The sequence below is a fragment of the Nocardiopsis oceanisediminis genome (assembly GCF_048595525.1).
In the GTDB taxonomy this organism is placed as follows: domain Bacteria; phylum Actinomycetota; class Actinomycetes; order Streptosporangiales; family Streptosporangiaceae; genus Nocardiopsis_A; species Nocardiopsis_A oceanisediminis.
The window spans coordinates 2247158-2266073 of sequence record NZ_JAFMZJ010000001.1 but is presented as its reverse complement, the minus strand read 5'-3'; the positions used below and the strand labels follow the sequence as shown (position 1 = coordinate 2266073).

Below are 18916 nucleotides of genomic sequence, written 5' to 3'. Positions count from 1 at the left end.
GCCCGTAGCGGGGGCATGGGAATCGAAGTCGGGTCTCGGGCGCGCGAACGATTGGGGCGCGCCGACGCACCGACCCATAGATTACCATCCGCCGCTCGGCGGCGGACACGCCGCGGTCCCGGCCGGACCAGGGGGCTCCCCGGTCCGGCCGGGTCCGTCAACCGGCCTCGACGGGGGCCGAGTCGGGGGCGGTGCCCGCCGACTTGGCCGTCCGCCGGGTGCGCCGGCGGCGGGGCCGCTCGGCTCCGCCCTCGGCGCCCTCGTCCTGCTCCCCGCCGGCCGGCTCGGCGGCCGCGGACCGCTCCGCGCCGTCCGCCGCCGGGGCGGGGGCCGCCTCCGCGGCGCCGCCGGGCGCCGCGGCAGCCTCCTCCGCGCGCGGCTCCCCGGACCCCTCGGCGGCCTGCTCGGCGCCGGTGTCCGCGGTCGCACCGGCCGCCTTGCGGGTCCGGCTGCGCGCGGTGGTCTTCTTCGCCGCCCGGGTGCGCTTCGGAGCGGCCTCGGCCGCCGGCTCCCCGGTGCTCTCCCCGGCCGCGTCCTCCTGCTCGGCGGCGGGCCCGGCCTGCGCGGCCTCGGGCGCCTCCGCGGCGGGCTCCTTGGCCTTGCGGGTCCGCTTCCGGGGCGCGCCTGCCTCGGCCGGCTGCTCGGCCGGGGCCCCGGGGGCCTCGGACGCCGCCTCCGCGGGCTTCTCCCCGGCCGCCGCGGCCTCGGCGGGCTCGGCCTCAGCCTTGGCCTTCCTGGACCGGCCGCCCTTCTTCGCGGAGGCCTTGGACCTGCCCTCCTTGGCGCCGTCCTCGGCCTTGGCGGGCTCCCCGGCCCCGGCCGGCTCCTCGGCCTCCTCCGCCCGGGCGGCGGCCTTGCCGCCCTTCTCCTCCTTGGCGGAATCCTTGGCCTTGTCGTCCTTGGCCTTCTCGTCCTTGGCCTTGGCGTCCTCGGCGGAGCCGCCCTTGCCCTTCTTCTTCCGGCCGGAGCCGGACTGGCCGCCGGAGCCCTTGCCCTCCACCGGCTCGGGGGAGAGGATCAGGCCGCGCCCGTTGCACTGCTCGCAGCTGTGCGAGAACGCCTCCAGCAGCCCCTGGCCGACCCGCTTGCGGGTCATCTGCACCAGGCCCAGCGAGGTGACCTCGGCCACCTGGTGCTTGGTGCGGTCCCGGGAGAGGCACTCCAGCAGGCGGCGGAGGACCAGGTCCCGGTTGCTCTCCAGCACCATGTCGATGAAGTCGATCACGATGATGCCGCCGATGTCGCGCAGCCGCAGCTGGCGGACGATCTCCTCGGCCGCCTCGAGGTTGTTCTTGGTGACCGTCTCCTCGAGGTTGCCGCCCTGGCCGGTGAACTTTCCGGTGTTCACGTCGACCACGGTCATCGCCTCGGTGCGGTCGATGATCAGCGAGCCGCCGCTGGGCAGCCAGACCTTGCGCTCCAGGCCCTTGGAGATCTGCTCGTCGATCCGGTACGCCTCGAAGATGTCCCGCTCGCCGTCCCACCTGGTCAGCCGCTCGGAGAGCTGCGGGGCCACGTAGTCGACGTAGTCGTGCACCGTGTCCCAGGCCTCGTCGCCGGAGACGACCAGGCTGGTGAAGTCCTCGTTGAACACGTCCCGGACGACCTTGACGGTCAGGTCCGGCTCGCTGTTGAGCAGCGCGGGAGCGGTCGCCGACTTCGACTTGCGCTTGATCGACTCCCACTGCGCGGCCAGGCGCGAGATGTCGCGCTCGAGCTCCTCCTCGCTGGCGCCCTCCGCCGCGGTGCGCACGATCACCCCGGCGTTGGCCGGCATGACCTTCTTCAGGATCTGCTTGAGCCGGGCCCGCTCCTTGTCCGGGAGCTTGCGGCTGATTCCGGTCATCGAGCCGTCCGGCACGTAGACCAGGTACCGGCCGGGGAGGCTGATCTGGCTGGTGAGCCGGGCGCCCTTGTGCCCGATCGGGTCCTTGGTCACCTGGACCAGGACCGACTGGCCGGACTTGAGCACCGACTCGATCCGCTTGGGCTGGCCCTCCAGCCCGGAGGCGTCCCAGTTCACCTCGCCGGCGTAGAGCACCGCGTTGCGGCCCTTGCCGATGTCCACGAAGGCGGCCTCCATGGACGGGAGCACGTTCTGCACCCGGCCCAGGTAGACGTTGCCGACGTAGGAGCGGTGGGTGGAGCGGTCGACGTAGTGCTCGACCAGGACGTCGTCCTCGAGCACGCCGATCTGGGTCCGGTCGCCGATGCGCCGGATCACCAGGTCGCGCTTGACCGACTCGCGGCGGGCCAGGAACTCCGACTCGGTGATGATCGGGGTGCGCCGGCGGCCCTGCTCGCGGCCCTCGCGGCGGCGCTGCTTCTTCGCCTCCAGCCGGGTGGAGCCGCGGACCGACTGGACCTCGTCCTCGATCGGCTTCTCGGCGCGCGGCTCGCGCACCTTCACCACGGTGTTGGGCGGGTCGTCCTTGCCGGGGGGCTCGTCCCCGGCGGAGTCGGATCCGGAGCGGCGGCGCCGGCGGCGCCGGCGGCGGCTCCCGGAGGCCGAGCCGTCGGCGGAGTCCGCCTGCTCGGCACCGTCGCCGCCCCCTGCGGCGGACTGCTCGCCGCCCTCGTCGGCGGCCTCCCGGCCGTCTTCGGCGGACTGCTCCTCGGCCTCCTCCTCGGCCGTGCGGGACCTGCCGCGCCCGCGCCCGCCGCGGCGGCGCCGGCGGCGGCCGGGGCGGTCCTCATCGCCCTCCGCCGCCTCGGCGTCGGCGGCCTCGGCCTCTTCGGCCTCCTCCTCGGGGGCCTCCTCTGCGGTCTGATCCGCGGTCCCGTCGGCCCCGGCCGGCGGTGCGACCGGGGGCTGGAAGAGGACCATGGGCGCCTGGAAGGAGAGGGCGGAGGGGTCGGCGGCCTCCTCCGGCTCCGCGGCCGGGGGCGCCTGGAAGGCGGTGCCGGCGGCGGGCGCCTCGGCCTTGCGGGAGCCGCGGGCGCGGGTGCGCGGGCGCCGCTCCTCCTCGGCGGGCTCCGCCTCGGCGGCCGGCCCGGCCGCGGGCTCCGCGGCCTCCTGCTCCTTCTTCCGGCTCGCCCGGGTGCGGGTCCGGGAGGCCCGGCCCTTCGCCGGGGCCTTCTCCTCCTCCGGTGCGGCCGCCGCTTCGGCCGGGGCCTCGGCGGGCTCCGCCGCGGGGGCGGACGCGCGCCGTCCGGCGGCGCCCTTGCGCGGCGTGTTCACCGCGACCGCGGTCTCCGGCTCCACCCTGCCCGCCGGGGCGGTCAGCGGGGCCGAGGAGGCCCGCGCCGCCGGCTCGGGCTCGGGCGGCGGCCCGGCCGCGCGCACCGCTCCCTTGGCGCGCTTCACCGGGGCGCTCACCTTGACCTCGAAGTCCTGCTGGGGCTGGGCGACCGTGACGGTCGTCCGGCCCTGCTTCCGGTCCTCTGCGGTCTCCGTCGTTTCAGTTGTACCCGCGGTGCCGTCGGCACCGCCGTTGGGCTCGTTCTCGAGCATCCGGGCGGTCTCCCGTCAGAGCCCTCGGGCGCGGCCTCGGCTCACCGAGCCTCTGCCGCCGCTCGCGAGGACTGTCGTCGCTGTTTCGGCGCCGGTGGTGTTCGCACACCTCCGGGCAAAGTCGTCATCGTTCGCCCGCGTCCCCCGTCGAGGGCGGCGCGTGCGCGCCCTCCGCGGGCGGGGACGGCCGCGGAGTCCACTCCGCGCGTCCGGGCGGGTCGGCCTTTCGATCCGCTCCGAGCGGATCGGCGACCACGCCGGACTCCTCGTCCAGCGGCCCCTGCGCCAGCCGGGTCATCACCGGTGATGACGGCGGCGCCAGGCCGGCCGCTTGACGAAGGCCGGTCATTACATCGTCCGGTCGTACGGCGGGTGTGGTGTGCCGTATGACCATTCGAAGTATGGCATATGTCGCTTCTCGTCCCGTTGCTCCGGTGCGCCGCGCCGGCTCGAGCCGGACGACGGCACCGCGGGCGTCGAAGCGCCGGCGGCCCTTCTTGGTGAGCCGCTCGACCTCCACACCGTCGGCCGCCAGGAACGCGGCCGCGGCCCGCTCGGCGTCTTCGGGGGCGACGCCGGGCAGTTCCACTCTCCACTCCGATGCTTCCAGGCGGTCCGCCAAGCCGCCGGTGCCCGCCTGTACGGCCTCCGCGACGTCCAGCCCTTCGGGCAGCGCCGCGCCGAGGCCGACCTGTACCTGCTCGACGCCGGCCGGTTCGGCCAGCACCATCTCGAAGTACTCCGCCTCGCTCGCGACTCCGGTCGGAGCCGCGCCCGCGTAGGAGATCTTCGGGTGCGGGGAGAACCCGGCCGAGTAGGCAACGGGCACCCCCGCCCTCCGCACGGCCCGCTCCAGCACGCGCGCGATGTCGCGGTGGCTGGCGAACCGCATCCGGCCGCTCTTGCGGTAGCGGACGCGGATCCGGTGGCCGGTCCGTTCGTCGGAGGGCGGAGCCTCGCCCTGAGGTACCGGGGGCAGCGGTACTCCTTTCCTGTCCAACTCCCCGAGCGGGCGGCCGATTCCTGCACGACACACCCACCTGGGGAATTCACGTCCCATTCAGCCTACGGCCCGCGGCGGGGGGCGCGCGCCACCGACCCGGCCGTGTCGGCCGATCACCCGACGTAAGGGAGATCTCGCCCGTCGGCCGGTTCCATGCGTCTCGCACGTGGTTGCTCTTCCCCCGGTGCGCCCCGTTGAAAAGCCCGGCGGCGACGTTCCATCCCGACCGGTACGGACAACGCCCCGGCCACCGCACCGCCCCCTCCCCGCCAGACCCCCTCCGACCTGGTGTTTCGAGCGGCCTCAAATTTTCTTCGAGTTTTTTCGCCGATCGTGCAAACCATTCGGTGACCACGTCCGTCCTACTGCACGTATGGCCCGGCGCGAGCGGGGCGCCGGGCCATACCCCTTCAGCCCGGCCCGATCGGGCCCGCTCCGCCGCCCTCCGGCCGCGTCGAGCACCCGGGCGAACCCCATCTCCTCAGCGGCCCGGCGCGCCCCGGTCAGCGCACCGACAGCGGCAGCAGCTTCGAGCGGTCCTGCGGCCCCACTCCGATCTGGATCTCGGCACCGGTGCTCGGGCAGACGCCGCAGTCGTAGCAGGGGTTCCACCTGCAGTCGTCGACCTCGACGGACTCCTCGCCGTGCCGGGCGTCCTGCCAGTCCTGCCAGAGCCAGTCCCGGTCCAGGCCCGCGTCCAGGTGGTCCCAGGGCAGCACCTCGTCCTCGGCGCGCTCGCGCACCGTGAACCAGTCCAGGTCGACCGGGCCGCCGGCGAACGCCTCCGCGGCGCAGCGGTGCCAGCGCTCGCGGTCGAAGTGCTCGCTCCACCCGTCGAAGCGGCCGCCGTCCCGCCAGACCCGCTCGACGACCGCGCCGACCCGGCGGTCGCCCCGGGAGAGCAGCCCTTCGATGACCGACGGGGCGCCCTCGTGGTAGCGCAGCCCGATCGCCCGGCCGAAGCGCTTGTCCGCGCGGAGCGCGTCGCGCAGCCGGCGCAGCCGGGCGTCGACCACCTCGGCCGGGGCCTGCGCGGCCCACTGGAACGGGGTGTGCGGCTTGGGCACGAACCCGCCGATGGAGACGGTGCACCGGACGTCGGTCCGGCCGGAGGCCTCGCGGCCGGTCCGCACCACCTCCCTGGCCAGGTCGGCGATGGCCAGCACGTCCTCGTCCTCCTCGGTGGGCAGGCCGCACATGAAGTACAGCTTGACCTGCCGCCAGCCGGCGGCGTAGGCGGCGGTGACGGTGCGGATCAGATCCTGCTCGGTGACCATCTTGTTGATCACCCGGCGCATCCGCTCGCTGCCGCCCTCCGGGGCGAAGGTCAGGCCGGAGCGGCGGCCGGAGCGGGCGAGCTCGCCGGCCAGCTCGATGTTGAACGCGTCCACCCGGGTGGAGGGGAGCGACAGCCCGGTGCCGGTGCCCTCGTACCGGTCGGCCAGGGTCTTGGTGATCGAGCCGATCTCGCTGTGGTCGGCGCTGGACAGCGAGAGCAGGCCGACCTCCTGGAAGCCGGAGGCCCGCACCCCCTGCTCCACCATGTCCCGCACCGCCGCGCCGCTCCGCTCGCGCACCGGCCGGGTGATCATGCCCGCCTGGCAGAAGCGGCAGCCGCGGGTGCAGCCCCGGAAGATCTCCACGCTGTAGCGCTCGTGCACCGACTCCGCGATCGGCACGATCGGCCGCTTCGGGTAGGGCCACCGGTCCAGGTCCATCACGGTGTGCTTGTGCACCCGCCACGGCACGCCCGGCCGGTTCGGGCGGTAGCCGCCGATCCGCCCGTCGGGCAGGTAGTCCACGTCGTAGAAGCGCGGCACGTACACCCCGCCGCCGGCGGCCAGCCGCTCCAGCAGGCCGTCCCGGCCGCCGGGCCGCCCCTCCCGCTTCCACTCCCGCACCACCTCGGTGACGGCCAGCGCGACCTCCTCCCCGTCGCCGAGCACCGCGGCGTCCAGGAAGTCGGCGACCGGCTCCGGGTTGAACGCGGCGTGCCCGCCGGCCAGCACCACGGGGTGGTCCCCGCCCCGGTCGGCCGCGTGCAGCGGGATGCCGGCCAGGTCCAGGGCGGTGAGCAGGTTGGTGTAGCCCATCTCGCTGGCGAAGCTCACCCCGAGCAGGTCGAACCCGCCGACCGGGCGGTGCGCGTCCACGGTGAACTGCGGGACGCCGTGCTCGCGCATCAGCGCCTCCAGGTCGGTGCCGACCGCGTACGTCCGCTCGGCCAGCACCCCCTCCCGCTCGTTGAGGATCTCGTAGAGGATCTGGATCCCCTGGTTGGGCACGCCCACCTCGTAGGCGTCGGGATACATCAGCGCCCACCGCACCTCGGCGGCGTCCCACTCCCGCACGACCGAGTTCAGCTCACCGCCCACGTACTGGACCGGTTTGCGCACCCGCGGCAGCAGTTCCTCCAGCCGCGGGAAGAGGCTCTCACCTGCGTTGACGACCATCGGGCCCACTCCTCGAGATGGGGCGGCGGGCCGCGCCGGCGCTCCCGGCGCGGCCGCGCCGAGTCCTGTCGGTCCAGGTTAGAGGGCCGGGGCGCCCGCCGCTCAGCTCCGGCCCCGGTCCCGGGCACCGATGCCCAGCACCATGCCGACCGCGGCGAGGTTGGCGATGGTGGCGGTGCCGCCGTAGGAGACGAACGGCAGCGGGATGCCGGTGATCGGGGTGATGCCGATGGTCATCCCGATGTTGATGAAGCTCTGGAAGGCGAACCAGGAGGCCACGCCGGTGCAGAGCAGCCGGGCGTAGGGCTGGGCGCAGAGCGAGGCGATCCGCAGGATCCGCCAGAGCACCACGCCGATCAGCGCGATGATCAGCGTGCTGCCGAGGAAGCCCAGCTCCTCCCCGGCCACGGTGAAGATGAAGTCGGTGTGCTGCTCGGGCACGAACCGGCCGCTGGTCTGCTCGCCCTGGAACAGCCCGGTCCCGGTGAACCCGCCGGAGCCCACCGCGATCATCGCCTGGTTGGCGTTGTAGCCGCGGCCCAGCGGGTCGGACGACGGGTCGACGAAACTGGTCAGCCGGGCCAGCTGGTAGGCCTTGAGCAGGCCCAGCGACCAGACCGCGACCAGGGCGCCCGCGCCGCACGCGGCCAGCCCGGCGATCCAGCGCAGCGGCGCCCCGGACAGCGCCAGCATGCCCAGGTAGCTCGCCCCGATGACCAGCAGCGACCCCAGGTCGGGCTGGAGCATCACCAGCACCGTGGGCACCGCCAGCACCGCCAGGCTGAACAGCACGTCGCGGGAGGTGGGCGCGTGCTCGCCGTCCCGCGGCTCGCCCAGCAGCACCGCCACCATCATCACCAGGCCCAGCTTGGCCGGCTCCACCGGCTGCAGCTGCAGGCCGCCGATGACCAGCCAGGACCGGGTCCCGTTGATCACCGCGCCGAGCGGGGTGAGCACCAGCACCAGGCCGATGGAGCAGACCGCGAAGACGATCGGCGCGTAGGCCCGGACCGTCCGGTGGTCCAGCGCGGTCAGCCCCGCGCAGCACAGCGCGCCGACGGCCGCGTAGAGCAGGTGCCGCTCCACGTAGTGCAGCTGCTCGGCCGGGTCGCCGGGTGTGTAGGTGGCGGCGGCCAGCAGCACGGTGCCGATCGCGATGAGCGCCGCGACCGCGCCCACCAGCGGCCCGTCCACCCGGCGGGGCAGCGCCCCCGCGATGGCGCGGGCCGCGCGCTCGCCGGAGGACCTGGGCCGGGGTTGGTTTCCGATGCTCAAGGCGGACCGTCCTCGGGTCGCTGGATCGTCGTCGGGTCGGGGCCGGGCTCAGGCGTCCGCGCCCGGGTGGTCGAAGGAGCCGTCCGGGCGGATCTCCGGCAGCTCGGAGCGGGGTTCGCCGCCGGGCAGCGCGGGCTCGCGCCGCTCGGGCTCCTCCTTCTCCTCCTCGCCCTCCTCGGCGCCCTCCGCGGCCTCGTCCTCCTTCTTCGTGAAGCCGTAGATCCCGTCGTAGATCTCCCGGGCGATCGGCGCGGAGGTCTCGCCGCCGGTGCCGCCCTTCGGGACCAGGACCACCACGGCCAGCCGCGGATCGTCGGCCGGCGCGTAGGAGGCGAACCAGGCCGAGGACTCGCTGCCCAGCGCCGAGGCGGAACCGGTCTTGCCGGCGATGGAGACCTCGTCCTGCGGGAACCCGTTGAACGCCCCCGCGGCCGTACCGGACTTGGGCACCTCGGTCAGCGCCGACCGCAGGTAGGACAGGACCTCGTCGGGGATCTGCAGCTCGCCCGCCTTCTCCGGCTCGATCCGCTGCACCTCCCCGCCGTCCGGGGAGACCAGGGCCTTGCCGACCCGGGGCTCCCAGAGCGTGCCGCCGTTGGCGATGGCCGCGTAGGCCCGGGCCAGCTGCAGCGGGGTGACCAGGACGTCGCCCTGGCCGATGGAGAAGTTCACCGCGTCACCGGCCCGCCACCGGTAGCCGTCGGTGCAGTTCTCCTTGGCCACCGAGCGCAGATAGGAGGCGCGCTGCGGGTCCTCGACGTCGGGGTAGCCCTCCTTGGCCCGCTTGCAGCTCTCGTCCTTGGTCGCGTCCCACAGCTCCTTCTTCCACTCCCGGCTGGGGATCCGCCCGGCGGCCTCGTGCGGCAGGTCGATCCCGGTGGGCTCGCCGAAGCCGAAGCCCTCAGCGGTCTTCCGGAACACGTCGGCCGTCCCCTCGGTCGGGGCGGAGCCCCCGTCGGCCTTCCACTGGTCGTAGGCGAGCTGGTAGAAGACGGTGTTGCAGGAGACCACGATGGCCCGGTGCAGGCTGAGCGAGCCGTGCGTGGTGCCCTCGTAGTTCTCGAAGGAGCGGTTGCCGACGCTGATCGAGGAGGGGCAGGCGTAGGTGCCCTTCAGGTCGGCCCCGCCGGCCACCCCCGCGGCCAGCGAGGAGACCTTGAAGGTGGAGGCCGGCGGGTACTGGCCCTGGGTCACCCGGGAGGTCAGCGGGTTGCCGGCCTTCTCGCTGAGCAGCTCGTCGAAGGTCTCCTGGTCGATGCCGCCGTTCCATACCGACGGGTCGTAGCTGGGCAGGCTGGCCATCGCCACCACGCCGCCGTTGCGCACGTCCAGCACCACGGCCGCCCCGGACTCGGTCGGCTTCCCGGAGGACCTGGCCCTCTTGATGCCGGCGGCCAGCGCCTTCTCGGTGATCTCCTGGACCCGCTCGTCCAGGTGGGTCACCAGGTGCATGCCGGGATCGGGGGCCTGCTCCCGGACCACGCCGGTCACCTCGCCCCGGTTGTTCACCGCCAGGGTGCGCACCCCGGCGGTGCCGCGCAGCCGGTCGTCGTAGACCGCCTCCAGGCCGTCCCGGCCCACCTGGTCCACCCCGCTGAACTGGGCGCGCAGCTCCTCGCGGGCCTCCAGCTCCTCCTGGGTGACCGGTTGCAGGTAGCCCAGGACCTGGGCGCCGCTGGCCCCCTGCGGGTAGTCGCGCACGGCGAGCTGCTGCGCGGAGATGCCGGGGAAGTCCTCGCGGCGCTCCAGGATCTGCAGCGCCTCCTGCGGCTCCACCCCCTCGGCCAGGGTGACCGGCTGGTAGGGCGAGCCCGGCCAGCACGGCCGGCTCACGTCAGGGCCGCACAGCCGCATCCGCTTCTGCAGCTCCTCCAGGGGCTCGCCGACCACCTCGGCGACGCGCGCCAGGATCTCCGCGCCGCCGTCGTCCCGCTTGCGCAGGGCGTGGAAGTCGGCCGAGACGACCAGCTCGACCCGGTTGCCGACCATCGGCCGCCCGGCCGCGTCCACGATCAGCCCGCGGGTGGCCGGCACGATCAGGTCCTGGGTCCGGTTGGAGGCGGCCAGTTCGGCGTAGTGGTCGCCCATCGGCACCTGCAGGTACCACAGCCGGACCGTCAGCACCGCGAGCAGGGAGAGCACCAGGACCTGGGCGGCGATCATCCCCGCCCGCCCGGTGGTGCGCTCCCCCGGCATCGGCGCGGGCCGGGCGCCGCTCCGCCCGCTCCTGGCGTCCCGGAAGTACCGGCGCTCCTTGCGCTCCTGCCTCATCCGCGCCACCCTCCGCCGATCCGCACCGGCGCCACCGGCGGCCCCAGGCCGTCGTAGCGGTCCGAGTCCAGCAGCCGGAGCAGCCGCTCCGCCGGGGCCAGCAGCACCGGGGCGACCGGCATCGTCGCCAGCACGGTGGCCGGAACGGCGAACGCCGCGGCGGCCGGGCCGACCCGCGGGTCGGCCAGCAGCACGCCGAGCAGCGCGTAGCCGACGGCGGTGCCCAGCGAGGCCGCGGCCGCCACCCCGTAGCGGGCCAGGGCGCTCCGGGCCTCGTTCCGCCCGTGCCGGCTCACCAGGTAGCCGACCAGGCAGTAGAGGAGCGCGAACCGCCCGGCCTCGTGGTCGGCGGGGGGCAGCAGGTCGACGGCGAGCCCGCAGGCGAACCCCGCCGCCGCGGCGCCCGCCGGGCCGGAGTGCAGGGCGACCGCGACCAGGACGAGCAGCACCGCGTCGGGCACCGCCCCCCACGGCAGCGGCAGCCGGTCGACCACACCCACCTGCAGCAGCACCGCGGCCACCAGGAGGACCGCGCTCACCGCCCGCTTCATCCCTGCTCCTCCTTCGGCGGCCGGCCGGCGTCGGGCGGCGGCTCGGAGGGCAGCACCGCGTCCCGCGGGTCCTCCTCCGGGGCGGCCAGCACCACGCCGACGATGTCCAGCGCGTCCAGGTCGACCATGGGCCGCACCTCGGCGGTGCGGGTGAGCGCCCCCGGGGTGTCGCGGACCTCGGTGACCGTGCCCACCGGCACCCCGGGGACGAACGGCGCGCCGTCGTGCGACCCCATGGTGACGATCCGGTCCCCTTCGGCGATCTTCGCGTCGGCCCGCAGCAGCTCCAGCTCGGCGGGGGCGCGGGAGTCCAGCGGATGCGACCGGCCGTGCACCACGCCGATCTGCCCGCTGTCCTCCATCCGGACGCCCACCGACGAGGCTCCGTCGCTGATCAGCAGCACGGTGCTGGTCCGCTCCGCGGCCCGCAGCACCCGGCCGACCAGGCCGCCGCCGTCCACCACGGTCATGTTCGGCCGCACCCCGTCCCGGGTCCCCACGTCCAGGGTGACCGCGTCGGCGTAGCCGCCGGTCCCCACCCTGGTCACCGAGCGGGCCGGAAGCATCTCGTAGCCGCCCAGCCCGGACAGCTGGAGCAGCTCCTCCAGGTCGCGGGCGCGGCGGTCGTCCAGGTCCCGGGCGGCGAGCTCGGCGGAGAGCTCGCTGTTCCGCCGCTCCAGTTCCTCGATGCGCCGCTCGGCGCCGGGCGCGGCGGCGATCGCGGCCGCGGCGCCGGTGACCGGCCGGAAGACCACCGAGGCGGCCTCCGAGACCGGGGCGAACGCGGCCGCGGCCGCGTGCCGCCCGGCGGAGGTCAGCGGATGCGGCTCCTCGCCGGCGTCCACCGCCATCAGCCCCACCGACGCGGCGGCCAGCACCGCCAGGACCGCTCGGCGGCGGATGCGCTCGCGCCGCATGTCAGCGCCGCCGTTCCGGGACGAGGACCTGGTTCAGCCGCTCGAAGTTCTCCACGCAGGTGCCCGAGCCCAGCGCCACCGAGTCCAGCGCGTTCTCCGCCAGGTGGATGGGCATCCCGGTCTCGTGCCGGAGCCGGTCGCCCAGGCCGCGCAGGAGCGCGCCGCCGCCGGTGACCGCGATGCCCCGGTCCATGATGTCCCCGGAGAGCTCCGGCGGGCACTTGTCCAGGGTGGTGCGGACCGCGTCGATGATGGCGGTGACCGACTCCTCGATGGCCTGGCGGACGTCGGCGGCCGAGATCACCACCGTCTTGGGCAGGCCGCTGACCAGGTCGCGGCCGCGCACCTCGGCGTGCATCTCCTCCGACCCGGTCGGGTAGGCCGAGCCGATGGCGACCTTGAGCTCCTCCGCGGTGCGCTCCCCGATCATCAGGGAGAACTCCTTCTTCACGTAGGTGCCGATCGCCTCGTCCAGCTCGTCCCCGCCGACCCGCAGCGACTGCGAGGTGACGATGCCGCCCATGGAGATCACCGCGACCTCGGTGGTGCCGCCGCCGATGTCGACCACCATGTTCCCGGTGGGCTCGTGCACCGGCAGGCCGGCGCCGATCGCGGCGGCCATCGGCTCCTCGACGATGTGCACCCGGCGCGCACCGGCCTGGTAGCCGGCCTCCTTGACGGCGCGGTGCTCCACCGAGGTGATCCCGCTGGGCACCGCGACCACCACCCGGGGCTTGGCGAAGTGCCGGCGGCGGTGGATCTTCTGGATGAAGTAGCGCAGCATGCGCTCGGTGATCTCGAAGTCGGCGATGACGCCGTCCTTCAGCGGCCGGATCGCGGTGATGTTGCTCGGCGTGCGCCCGATCATCTGCTTGGCGTCCGTGCCGACCGCCACGATCTTGCCGGTGGAGGTGTTGAGGGCCACGACCGAGGGCTCGTTCAGCACGATCCCCCGGCCCCGCACGTACACCAGGGTGTTGGCGGTACCGAGATCGACCGCCATGTCGCGGCCGAGAAAGGCGAGATTGTTGGTCATATATCGTCCTCAGCGGCACCGAAGGCCACGCATCGGCGCGAGGCGGGCAATACGGTCTCGATCGTGCACGGATGTGTATCCAGCACCCGTATCGTAACGCTGAGCAGTCAGACCGTTACGCAAACACACCGAATCGTTGCCTTCTTGCCACCACAGAGAACGGATCGGCACCCTCCGGGATGACCCGCCCCGGAAAGGACGCTCCTCCTGCGCCCCTCCGACCTGCGCTTTCCACCCGGTTCACGGACGCTCCGGGCGGATCGGGACCGCCTCCGGACGCCCCGGGGACCGGCCCGGAAACGGCGAAGGCGCCGGGGGCGAGATCGCCGCCCGGCGCCCGGGGCGCGGGTGACCGCACGGCCGGAGCCGTGCAGGGTCAGTGCTCGAGGTCGGGGAAGAAGAGCTTGATCTCCCGCTCGGCCGAGTAGGTCGAGTCCGAGCCGTGCACCACGTTGGACTGGACCTCCAGGGCGAAGTCGCCGCGGATGGTGCCCGGCCCGGCCGAGACCGGGTCGGTGGCGCCGGCCAGCGCGCGGAACGCCTCGACGGCCCGCTCGCCCTCGACCACCATGGCGACCAGCGGACCGCCGGTGATGAACTCGACCAGCGACGGGAAGAACGGCCGCTCGGCGTGCTCCTCGTAGTGCGTCTTGGCGGTCTCTTCGTCCAGCGTGCGCAGCTCCAGCGCGACGATCTTGAGGCCGCGGCGCTCGATGCGGGAGATCACCTCGCCGATGATGTTCCGCCGGACGCCGTCGGGCTTGATCAGGACAAGGGTGCGCTCCACGGTGAATTACTCCTCAGGGCTGATGGGCGTCGGACGGCGCGGGCCCGGTGTTCCGGTCCGCGCGCGAGGGGGCTCCGGACGGCCCTGCCGACCGCCACACTACCGCGCCGGCCGCACCGCCCGGCGCGGCTTCGCACAGGCCGCTCAGGCCGCCTGCGGACCGGCCCCGTCCTCGGCGGCCGCCTTCATCGCGTCGGTCCGGCGGCCCAGCATCACCCCGGCCACCCACAGCCCGGCGAAGACGATGCCCAGCAGCGCCAGCCCCGGCACCAGGAAGCCGCTGACCAGGAAGGCCGCCTGGAGGACCCAGCCGGCGTAGTGCGCCCAGCGGAACCGCTGCAGCCCGGCCAGCACCAGGGCCGCGGCGGCCAGGCCGCCCCAGACCCCGCCCGCGACCGCCGGCGAGAACCCGGCCAGGTTGATCGCGACCGGCACCGCCAGGCCGATCACCACGACCTCGAAGGCCAGCACCACCGCGCAGATCGTCCGCACGTCACTCCCCCTTGAGCAGCAGGCCGGCGTCGCCGGCGGTCACCACGGAACCGGTGATCAGCACGCCGGTCCCGGAGGTCTCCCCGGTCTCCTCGGCGCGCCCGATCGCCAGCTCGATCGCGTCGTCCAGGCGCGGCGCGGTGCGCACCCGCTCGGCGCCGAAGATCGGCTCGGCGATCCGGGCCAGCTCCTCGGGCGGGAGCGAGCGCGGCGAGGAGTTCCGGGTCACCACGATCTCGGTGACCAGCGGCTCCAGCGGCTCCAGGATGCCCTCGACGTCCTTGTCCGCCATGATCGCGACCAGGGCGACCAGCCGGGTGAAGTCGAACGACTCCTCCACCGCCGCCACCGAGGCGGCCATCCCTGCCGGGTTGTGCGCCGCGTCCAGGATGACCGTCGGGCCGCGCCGCACCACCTCCAGCCGGCCCGGCGAGCCGACCTGGGCCAGCGCCTCGCCGACCAGCTCCGGGTCGAGCCCGTCGTCGCCCTCGGCGGGGGCGGCGAACGCCTCCACCGCCGCGATCGCCACCGCGGCGTTGCCCGCCTGGTGCTCCCCGTACAGCGGGAGGAAGAGGTTCTCGTAGCCGCCGCGCAGCCCCTTGACCGTGACCAGCTGCCCGCCGAGCGCGACCTCGCGGTGGGCCACGCCGAACTCCAGGCCCTCGCGGGCCACCGTGGCGCCGGTCTCCGCGGCCCGGCGGACCAGCACCTCGGCGGCGGCCAGCGGCTGCTGCGCCAGCACCGCGATCGATCCGGGCTTGATGATCCCGGACTTCTCCTCGGCGATGCCCTCCACCGTGTCCGGCAGGAAGTCGGTGTGGTCGATGCCGATCGGGGTGACCACGGCCACGTCGGCGTCGGCGACGTTGGTGGCGTCCCAGGTGCCGCCCATGCCGACCTCGATCACCGCCACGTCCACCGGGGCGTCGGCGAAGAGCGCGTAGGCCATCACCGTGAGCACCTCGAAGAAGGAGAGCGGCACGTCGGAGCCCTGGTCGACCATCTGCACGTAGGGCAGCACGTCGTCGTAGGCCGCGACGAAGGCCTCCTCGGAGACCGGCTCGCCGTCCACCACGATCCGCTCGCGCATGGTGCGCAGGTGCGGACTGGTGTAGCGGCCCACCCGCAGCCGCCGCTCGCGCAGCAGCGCGTCGGCGATCCGCGCGGTGGAGGTCTTGCCGTTGGTACCGGTGATGTGGATGATCCGGTAGTTGCGCTGCGGATCACCGAGCAGGTCGAGGACCTCCCGGACCCGCTCGATGGTGGGGTCGATGTCGGTCTCGACCCGGCGGGCCGTGATCTCGGCCATCACCTGCTGGTAGCGCTCGTGCGCGCCGGGCTTGCTCATGGCGTCGCTCTGGTCGGGGTGAACACGCCTCCAGCCTACTGACCGCGCGCGGTGCCGCCGCCCCGCCCCGCGCATGGCCGATCGCACACCCCGGCCCGCCGCGCCCCGCCCTCCGAGCGGCCCGCTCGCCCGGAATCCTCCGCCGCCGCTCCCCGCGGCCCTCCCGGCGGCCGCCCGGTCGCGGTCCCGCCGCGCCCCGCGCCGGCTCCGCCTCCTCCGCCCGGCACCTCCCCCTCGGTGCGGTAGAACTGGCGCATGTCCGATTTCGAACCCGGCCCCGGCGTCTTCACCGAGGAGTGGGAGGCCCGCGCCCCCGGTGAGCGCCGCAGCCTGCCCCGGATGGCCGCCCTCCTGCGCGAGCTGGGCGACCCGCAGGACGCGGTGCCGGTGCTCGGCGTGGTCGGCTCCAAGGGCAAGGGCACCGCGGCCGCGTTCGCCTCGGCCCGGCTGGCCGCCGCCGGGCTGCGGGTGGTGACCGTCACCGGGCCGAGCCACCGCAGCCACCGCGAGCGGATCCGGGTGGACGGCCGCGCGGTCCCCGGGGAGCGGCTGGAGGCCCTGGCCGCGCGGATCTCCGCGGCCCGGGACCGGCTGCCCGCCGCGGCCGGCGGCTACCTCGGCCCCAACGGCCTGTTCCTCGCGGCCGGCCTGCTGGAGGCGGTGCGGACCGGCGCCGACGTCTGCGTGCTGGAGGCCGGCATGGGCGGGCGCCGCGACGAGCTGTCGCTCACCGGCCCCCGGGTGGTCGCGCTGAGCTCGGTCTTCGCCGAGCACATCGGCGTGCTCGGCGACACCCCGGCCGAGATCGCCGCGGAGAAGGCCGGCGTCTGCGGCCCGCGCACCGAGGCCTTCGTGCACCTCCCCCAGGACCCCGGGCCGGACCGCGCGATGCGCGCCGCCCTCCGCGAGGCCTGCGCCGGCCGGGTCGCCCCCGAGCAGGCCGACCCCGCCTCCGGCGCCCCCGGCCTGCTCGCCCCCGGACTCCGCCCGGCCGGGCTCTCTGCCTCCTCGGCCGTGCTCGGGCACGCCGCCGCCGAGCGGATGCTCCGCCTCCTCGGCCGGGACCCCTCCGCCGGCGACCCGGCGCGCACCGCCGCCGTACTCGGCTCGGTCCGCCTCCCCGGCCGCCTCTCCCACCACCGGATCGGCGCCGCCCGGCTGATCGTCGACTCCGCCATCGACCGCACCGGGATCCGCGCCGCCCTGGAGCATGCCCGCGCGCACTGGCCCCGGGTCGACCACGTGCTGCTCTGCTTCCCCGACCACAAGGACGTCCCCGGCGCCATCACCGAACTCGCCGGCCTCCCGGTCACCGCCGCCGACCTCCCCCTGGCCCACCTGCACTTCGACCGCGAGCTGCCGCCGCACTGGCACCGGGTGCACTCCACCGACCTCACCCCCGCCTCCGTCGCCGCCCTCGGCGACCACGTCCTCGCCCTGGGCACGGTCTACTTCGCCGCCCGCCTCCTCACCCTGGCCGGCGCCGACACCGAGCTGATGTTCGACGCCGGGGCGCGCTGAGGGCCCGCCGGGCATACGGCCGGCTCCGCGCAGCGGCCGCACTCGGGGCGGATCGGGCGGCCTCCCTCAGAGACTGTCGGATATGCGAACGGTCGCCCGGAGTGTCCGGGTGCGGTCCGGGGGAAGCGGAGGCGGACGCGGCGGCGCCCCGCCCCGGAGGCCCGGGACGGGGCGCGTCTTCCCTCACCCCCGGAGCGGACCGGGGAGGGGCGGCTCTGCCTACGGCTCAGTACCTCGGCTGGTTCTGCGGGTTAAATTCGTCGAAGCGGACCTTCTCGGCGCGCTTGAGGCGCTTGTCGGTGACCTTGAGGACGTCGAGGCCGCGGTCGATGTCGGAGTTGTAGATGTAGCCGTTGTAGTAGTAGGTGGACCAGGTGTTGGTGTTGGTCTCGATCGAGCCGTCGACGCGGTCGTCGGCGTCGAAGTAGGCGATCTCCTCCGGCTCGGAGAGGTCGTTGAAGTCGATGATCGAGACGCCGCCCTGGTACCAGGACTGGACGAAGTAGTTCTTGCCCTTGACCGGGATCAGCGAGCCGTTGTGCGCCACGCAGTTCTGCTCGGTGCCCTGGTGCCGGTCGATCTTGAAGTAGCTCTTGAAGTCGAGCCGGGGGTCGCCCTTTCCGCCCTTCAGGGCGAAGACCGCGTCGGCGCCGCGCTCCGGGCCGATCTCCGGGGTGCAGGTGGCCGCGCCGCCGCCGCCGAGCTCGTCGGTGAAGAGGACGCCCTTGCCGTTGTTGGTGAAGGTCGCCGAGTGCCAGAAGGCGAAGTTCTCATCGCGGACCCGTTCCACCACCTCGGGCTCGAGCGGGTCGCTGATGTCCATCAGGATGCCGTCGCCCATGCAGGCCCCGGCCGCCAGGTCCCGCTCGGGGAACATGGTGATGTCGTGGCAGCCCTCGGTCGGGCGGAGCAGGCCGTCCTGGTCGTGGTTGCCGCCGTCCGGGAAGAGCACCGGCTCCGCGGCGATCTCCGCCGAGGCCGGGTCGTCCAGCGGCACCTCGATGATGGCCACCTTGTCGTGCGGCGGCTCGCAGTTCGGATAGCGGTCCGAGGGGGCGTAGGAGGAGACGTAGATGTAGTCGCTCTCGCCGTCCTCGCCCTTCAGCAGGGTGTTGGTGTGCGACCCGCAGTCGGTGCGCACCGCCGCGACGTACTGCGGGGCCTCCTTGTCGGAGATGTCGAAGATCCGGATGCCCTCGAAGGCGTTCGGGTCCGTCGGGTCGGACTCCGCGGCGCCGCACTCCTCGCCCGCCCGGGGGTAGTCCACCGAGAAGTAGAGCAGGTCGCCGCTGACCGACACGTCGCCCTGCCCGCCGGGGCACAGCACGGTGCTGGCGATCTCCGGTTCGGCCGGGTCGGAGATGTCGTAGACGACGAACCCGTTGTAGTTGCCGCCGATCGCGTAGTCGCCGGTGAAGGCCAGGTCGGAGTTGGTGCTCTCGAACCCCTCCGGCTTGGGGACGTTCGCCAGGTGCTCGATGTTGTCGCTGGAGATCGAGTCGGCGGGCGGCGCGTCGGCCGCCGCGGGGGGCGCGAAGGCCAGGCTCAGCAGCAGGCCCGCCGCTCCGACCGCGGCGGCGCCGATGCGCCGCAGCCGTCTCGCGGGTCTGTGGGGGGATGGCGACATGCGGACTCCTCGTTCAGAAGGGGACCCGGGTACCGGAGGCGCACGCCGTCTCGTCCGGCCCCGTTGCGGCCGGCCGCGGGAGCGGGCCGCGCGGTCGCTTGGGGGTGGGTGGGGGCGGGTCCGGCGCGGCCGGGCCCGCGGTGCGGCCGGTCAGTCCTGCTCCGGGCCGGCCTGGTGCGGG

At 74.3% G+C, this 18916-nt stretch carries 13 protein-coding genes; 1 reads left to right on the top strand and 12 read right to left on the bottom strand.

Translation table 11 applies throughout. The annotated features are described in order from the left end of the window. Positions 1 to 157: 157 nt before the first annotated feature. The 11 genes from J0910_RS10130 to J0910_RS10080 all read right to left on the bottom strand — a co-directional run bounded on the left by J0910_RS10130 (position 158) and on the right by J0910_RS10080 (position 15587). Positions 158 to 3454 (bottom strand): Rne/Rng family ribonuclease, encoded by a 3297-nt coding sequence (locus J0910_RS10130; RefSeq protein WP_420158269.1) that lies wholly within the window; start codon positions 3452 to 3454, stop codon positions 158 to 160. A 124-nt stretch (positions 3455 to 3578) separates the two neighbouring features. Then, complete coding sequence (locus J0910_RS10125; protein ID WP_420158268.1) at positions 3579 to 4514, bottom strand: TIGR03936 family radical SAM-associated protein; 936 nt, start codon at positions 4512 to 4514, stop codon at positions 3579 to 3581. 446 nt (positions 4515 to 4960) lie between these two features. Continuing rightward, positions 4961 to 6910 (bottom strand): TIGR03960 family B12-binding radical SAM protein, encoded by a 1950-nt coding sequence (locus tag J0910_RS10120; RefSeq protein ID WP_420158267.1) that lies wholly within the window; start codon positions 6908 to 6910, stop codon positions 4961 to 4963. A 102-nt stretch (positions 6911 to 7012) separates the two neighbouring features. Beyond that, positions 7013 to 8185 carry a rod shape-determining protein RodA gene (gene rodA / locus J0910_RS10115; protein ID WP_420158266.1) on the bottom strand — a complete coding sequence of 391 codons (1173 nt, stop codon included), beginning with the start codon at positions 8183 to 8185 and terminating at the stop codon, positions 7013 to 7015. A 48-nt stretch (positions 8186 to 8233) separates the two neighbouring features. After that, the gene (mrdA, locus tag J0910_RS10110) at positions 8234 to 10381 is read right to left on the bottom strand and encodes a penicillin-binding protein 2 (protein WP_420161940.1); all 2148 of its coding nucleotides are present in this window, start codon (positions 10379 to 10381) and stop codon (positions 8234 to 8236) included. A gap of 71 nt (positions 10382 to 10452) precedes the next feature. After that, entirely contained in the window at positions 10453 to 11007 is a 555-nt protein-coding gene (gene mreD / locus J0910_RS10105) for a rod shape-determining protein MreD (protein ID WP_420158265.1), read from the bottom strand. After that, positions 11004 to 11924, bottom strand: a complete 921-nt coding sequence (mreC, locus tag J0910_RS10100; RefSeq protein ID WP_420158264.1) for a rod shape-determining protein MreC — start codon at positions 11922 to 11924, stop codon at positions 11004 to 11006. The genes mreD and mreC overlap by 4 nt, the downstream gene beginning before the upstream one ends. 1 nt (position 11925) lies before the next feature. Beyond that, the gene (locus J0910_RS10095) at positions 11926 to 12960 is read right to left on the bottom strand and encodes a rod shape-determining protein (RefSeq protein ID WP_420158263.1); all 1035 of its coding nucleotides are present in this window, start codon (positions 12958 to 12960) and stop codon (positions 11926 to 11928) included. A 376-nt stretch (positions 12961 to 13336) separates the two neighbouring features. Further along, positions 13337 to 13747 carry a nucleoside-diphosphate kinase gene (gene ndk, locus J0910_RS10090; protein ID WP_420158262.1) on the bottom strand — a complete coding sequence of 137 codons (411 nt, stop codon included), beginning with the start codon at positions 13745 to 13747 and terminating at the stop codon, positions 13337 to 13339. 144 nt (positions 13748 to 13891) lie between these two features. Further along, positions 13892 to 14239: a DUF4233 domain-containing protein gene (locus J0910_RS10085; protein ID WP_420158261.1), complete on the bottom strand. Its 348-nt coding sequence runs from the start codon at positions 14237 to 14239 to the stop codon at positions 13892 to 13894. Position 14240: 1 nt separating this feature from the next. Then, positions 14241 to 15587 carry a bifunctional folylpolyglutamate synthase/dihydrofolate synthase gene (locus J0910_RS10080; protein WP_420158260.1) on the bottom strand — a complete coding sequence of 449 codons (1347 nt, stop codon included), beginning with the start codon at positions 15585 to 15587 and terminating at the stop codon, positions 14241 to 14243. Between the two features lie 255 nt (positions 15588 to 15842). Between J0910_RS10080 and J0910_RS10075 the strand changes: the two genes are divergently transcribed. Further along, positions 15843 to 17108, top strand: coding sequence for a hypothetical protein (locus tag J0910_RS10075; RefSeq protein WP_420158259.1), 1266 nt, complete (start codon positions 15843 to 15845; stop codon positions 17106 to 17108). 226 nt (positions 17109 to 17334) lie between these two features. Here the strand turns inward: J0910_RS10075 and J0910_RS10070 are convergent, their stop codons facing one another. Further along, positions 17335 to 18735 (bottom strand): LVIVD repeat-containing protein, encoded by a 1401-nt coding sequence (locus J0910_RS10070; RefSeq protein ID WP_420158258.1) that lies wholly within the window; start codon positions 18733 to 18735, stop codon positions 17335 to 17337. Between the last annotated feature and the right edge of the window lie 181 nt (positions 18736 to 18916).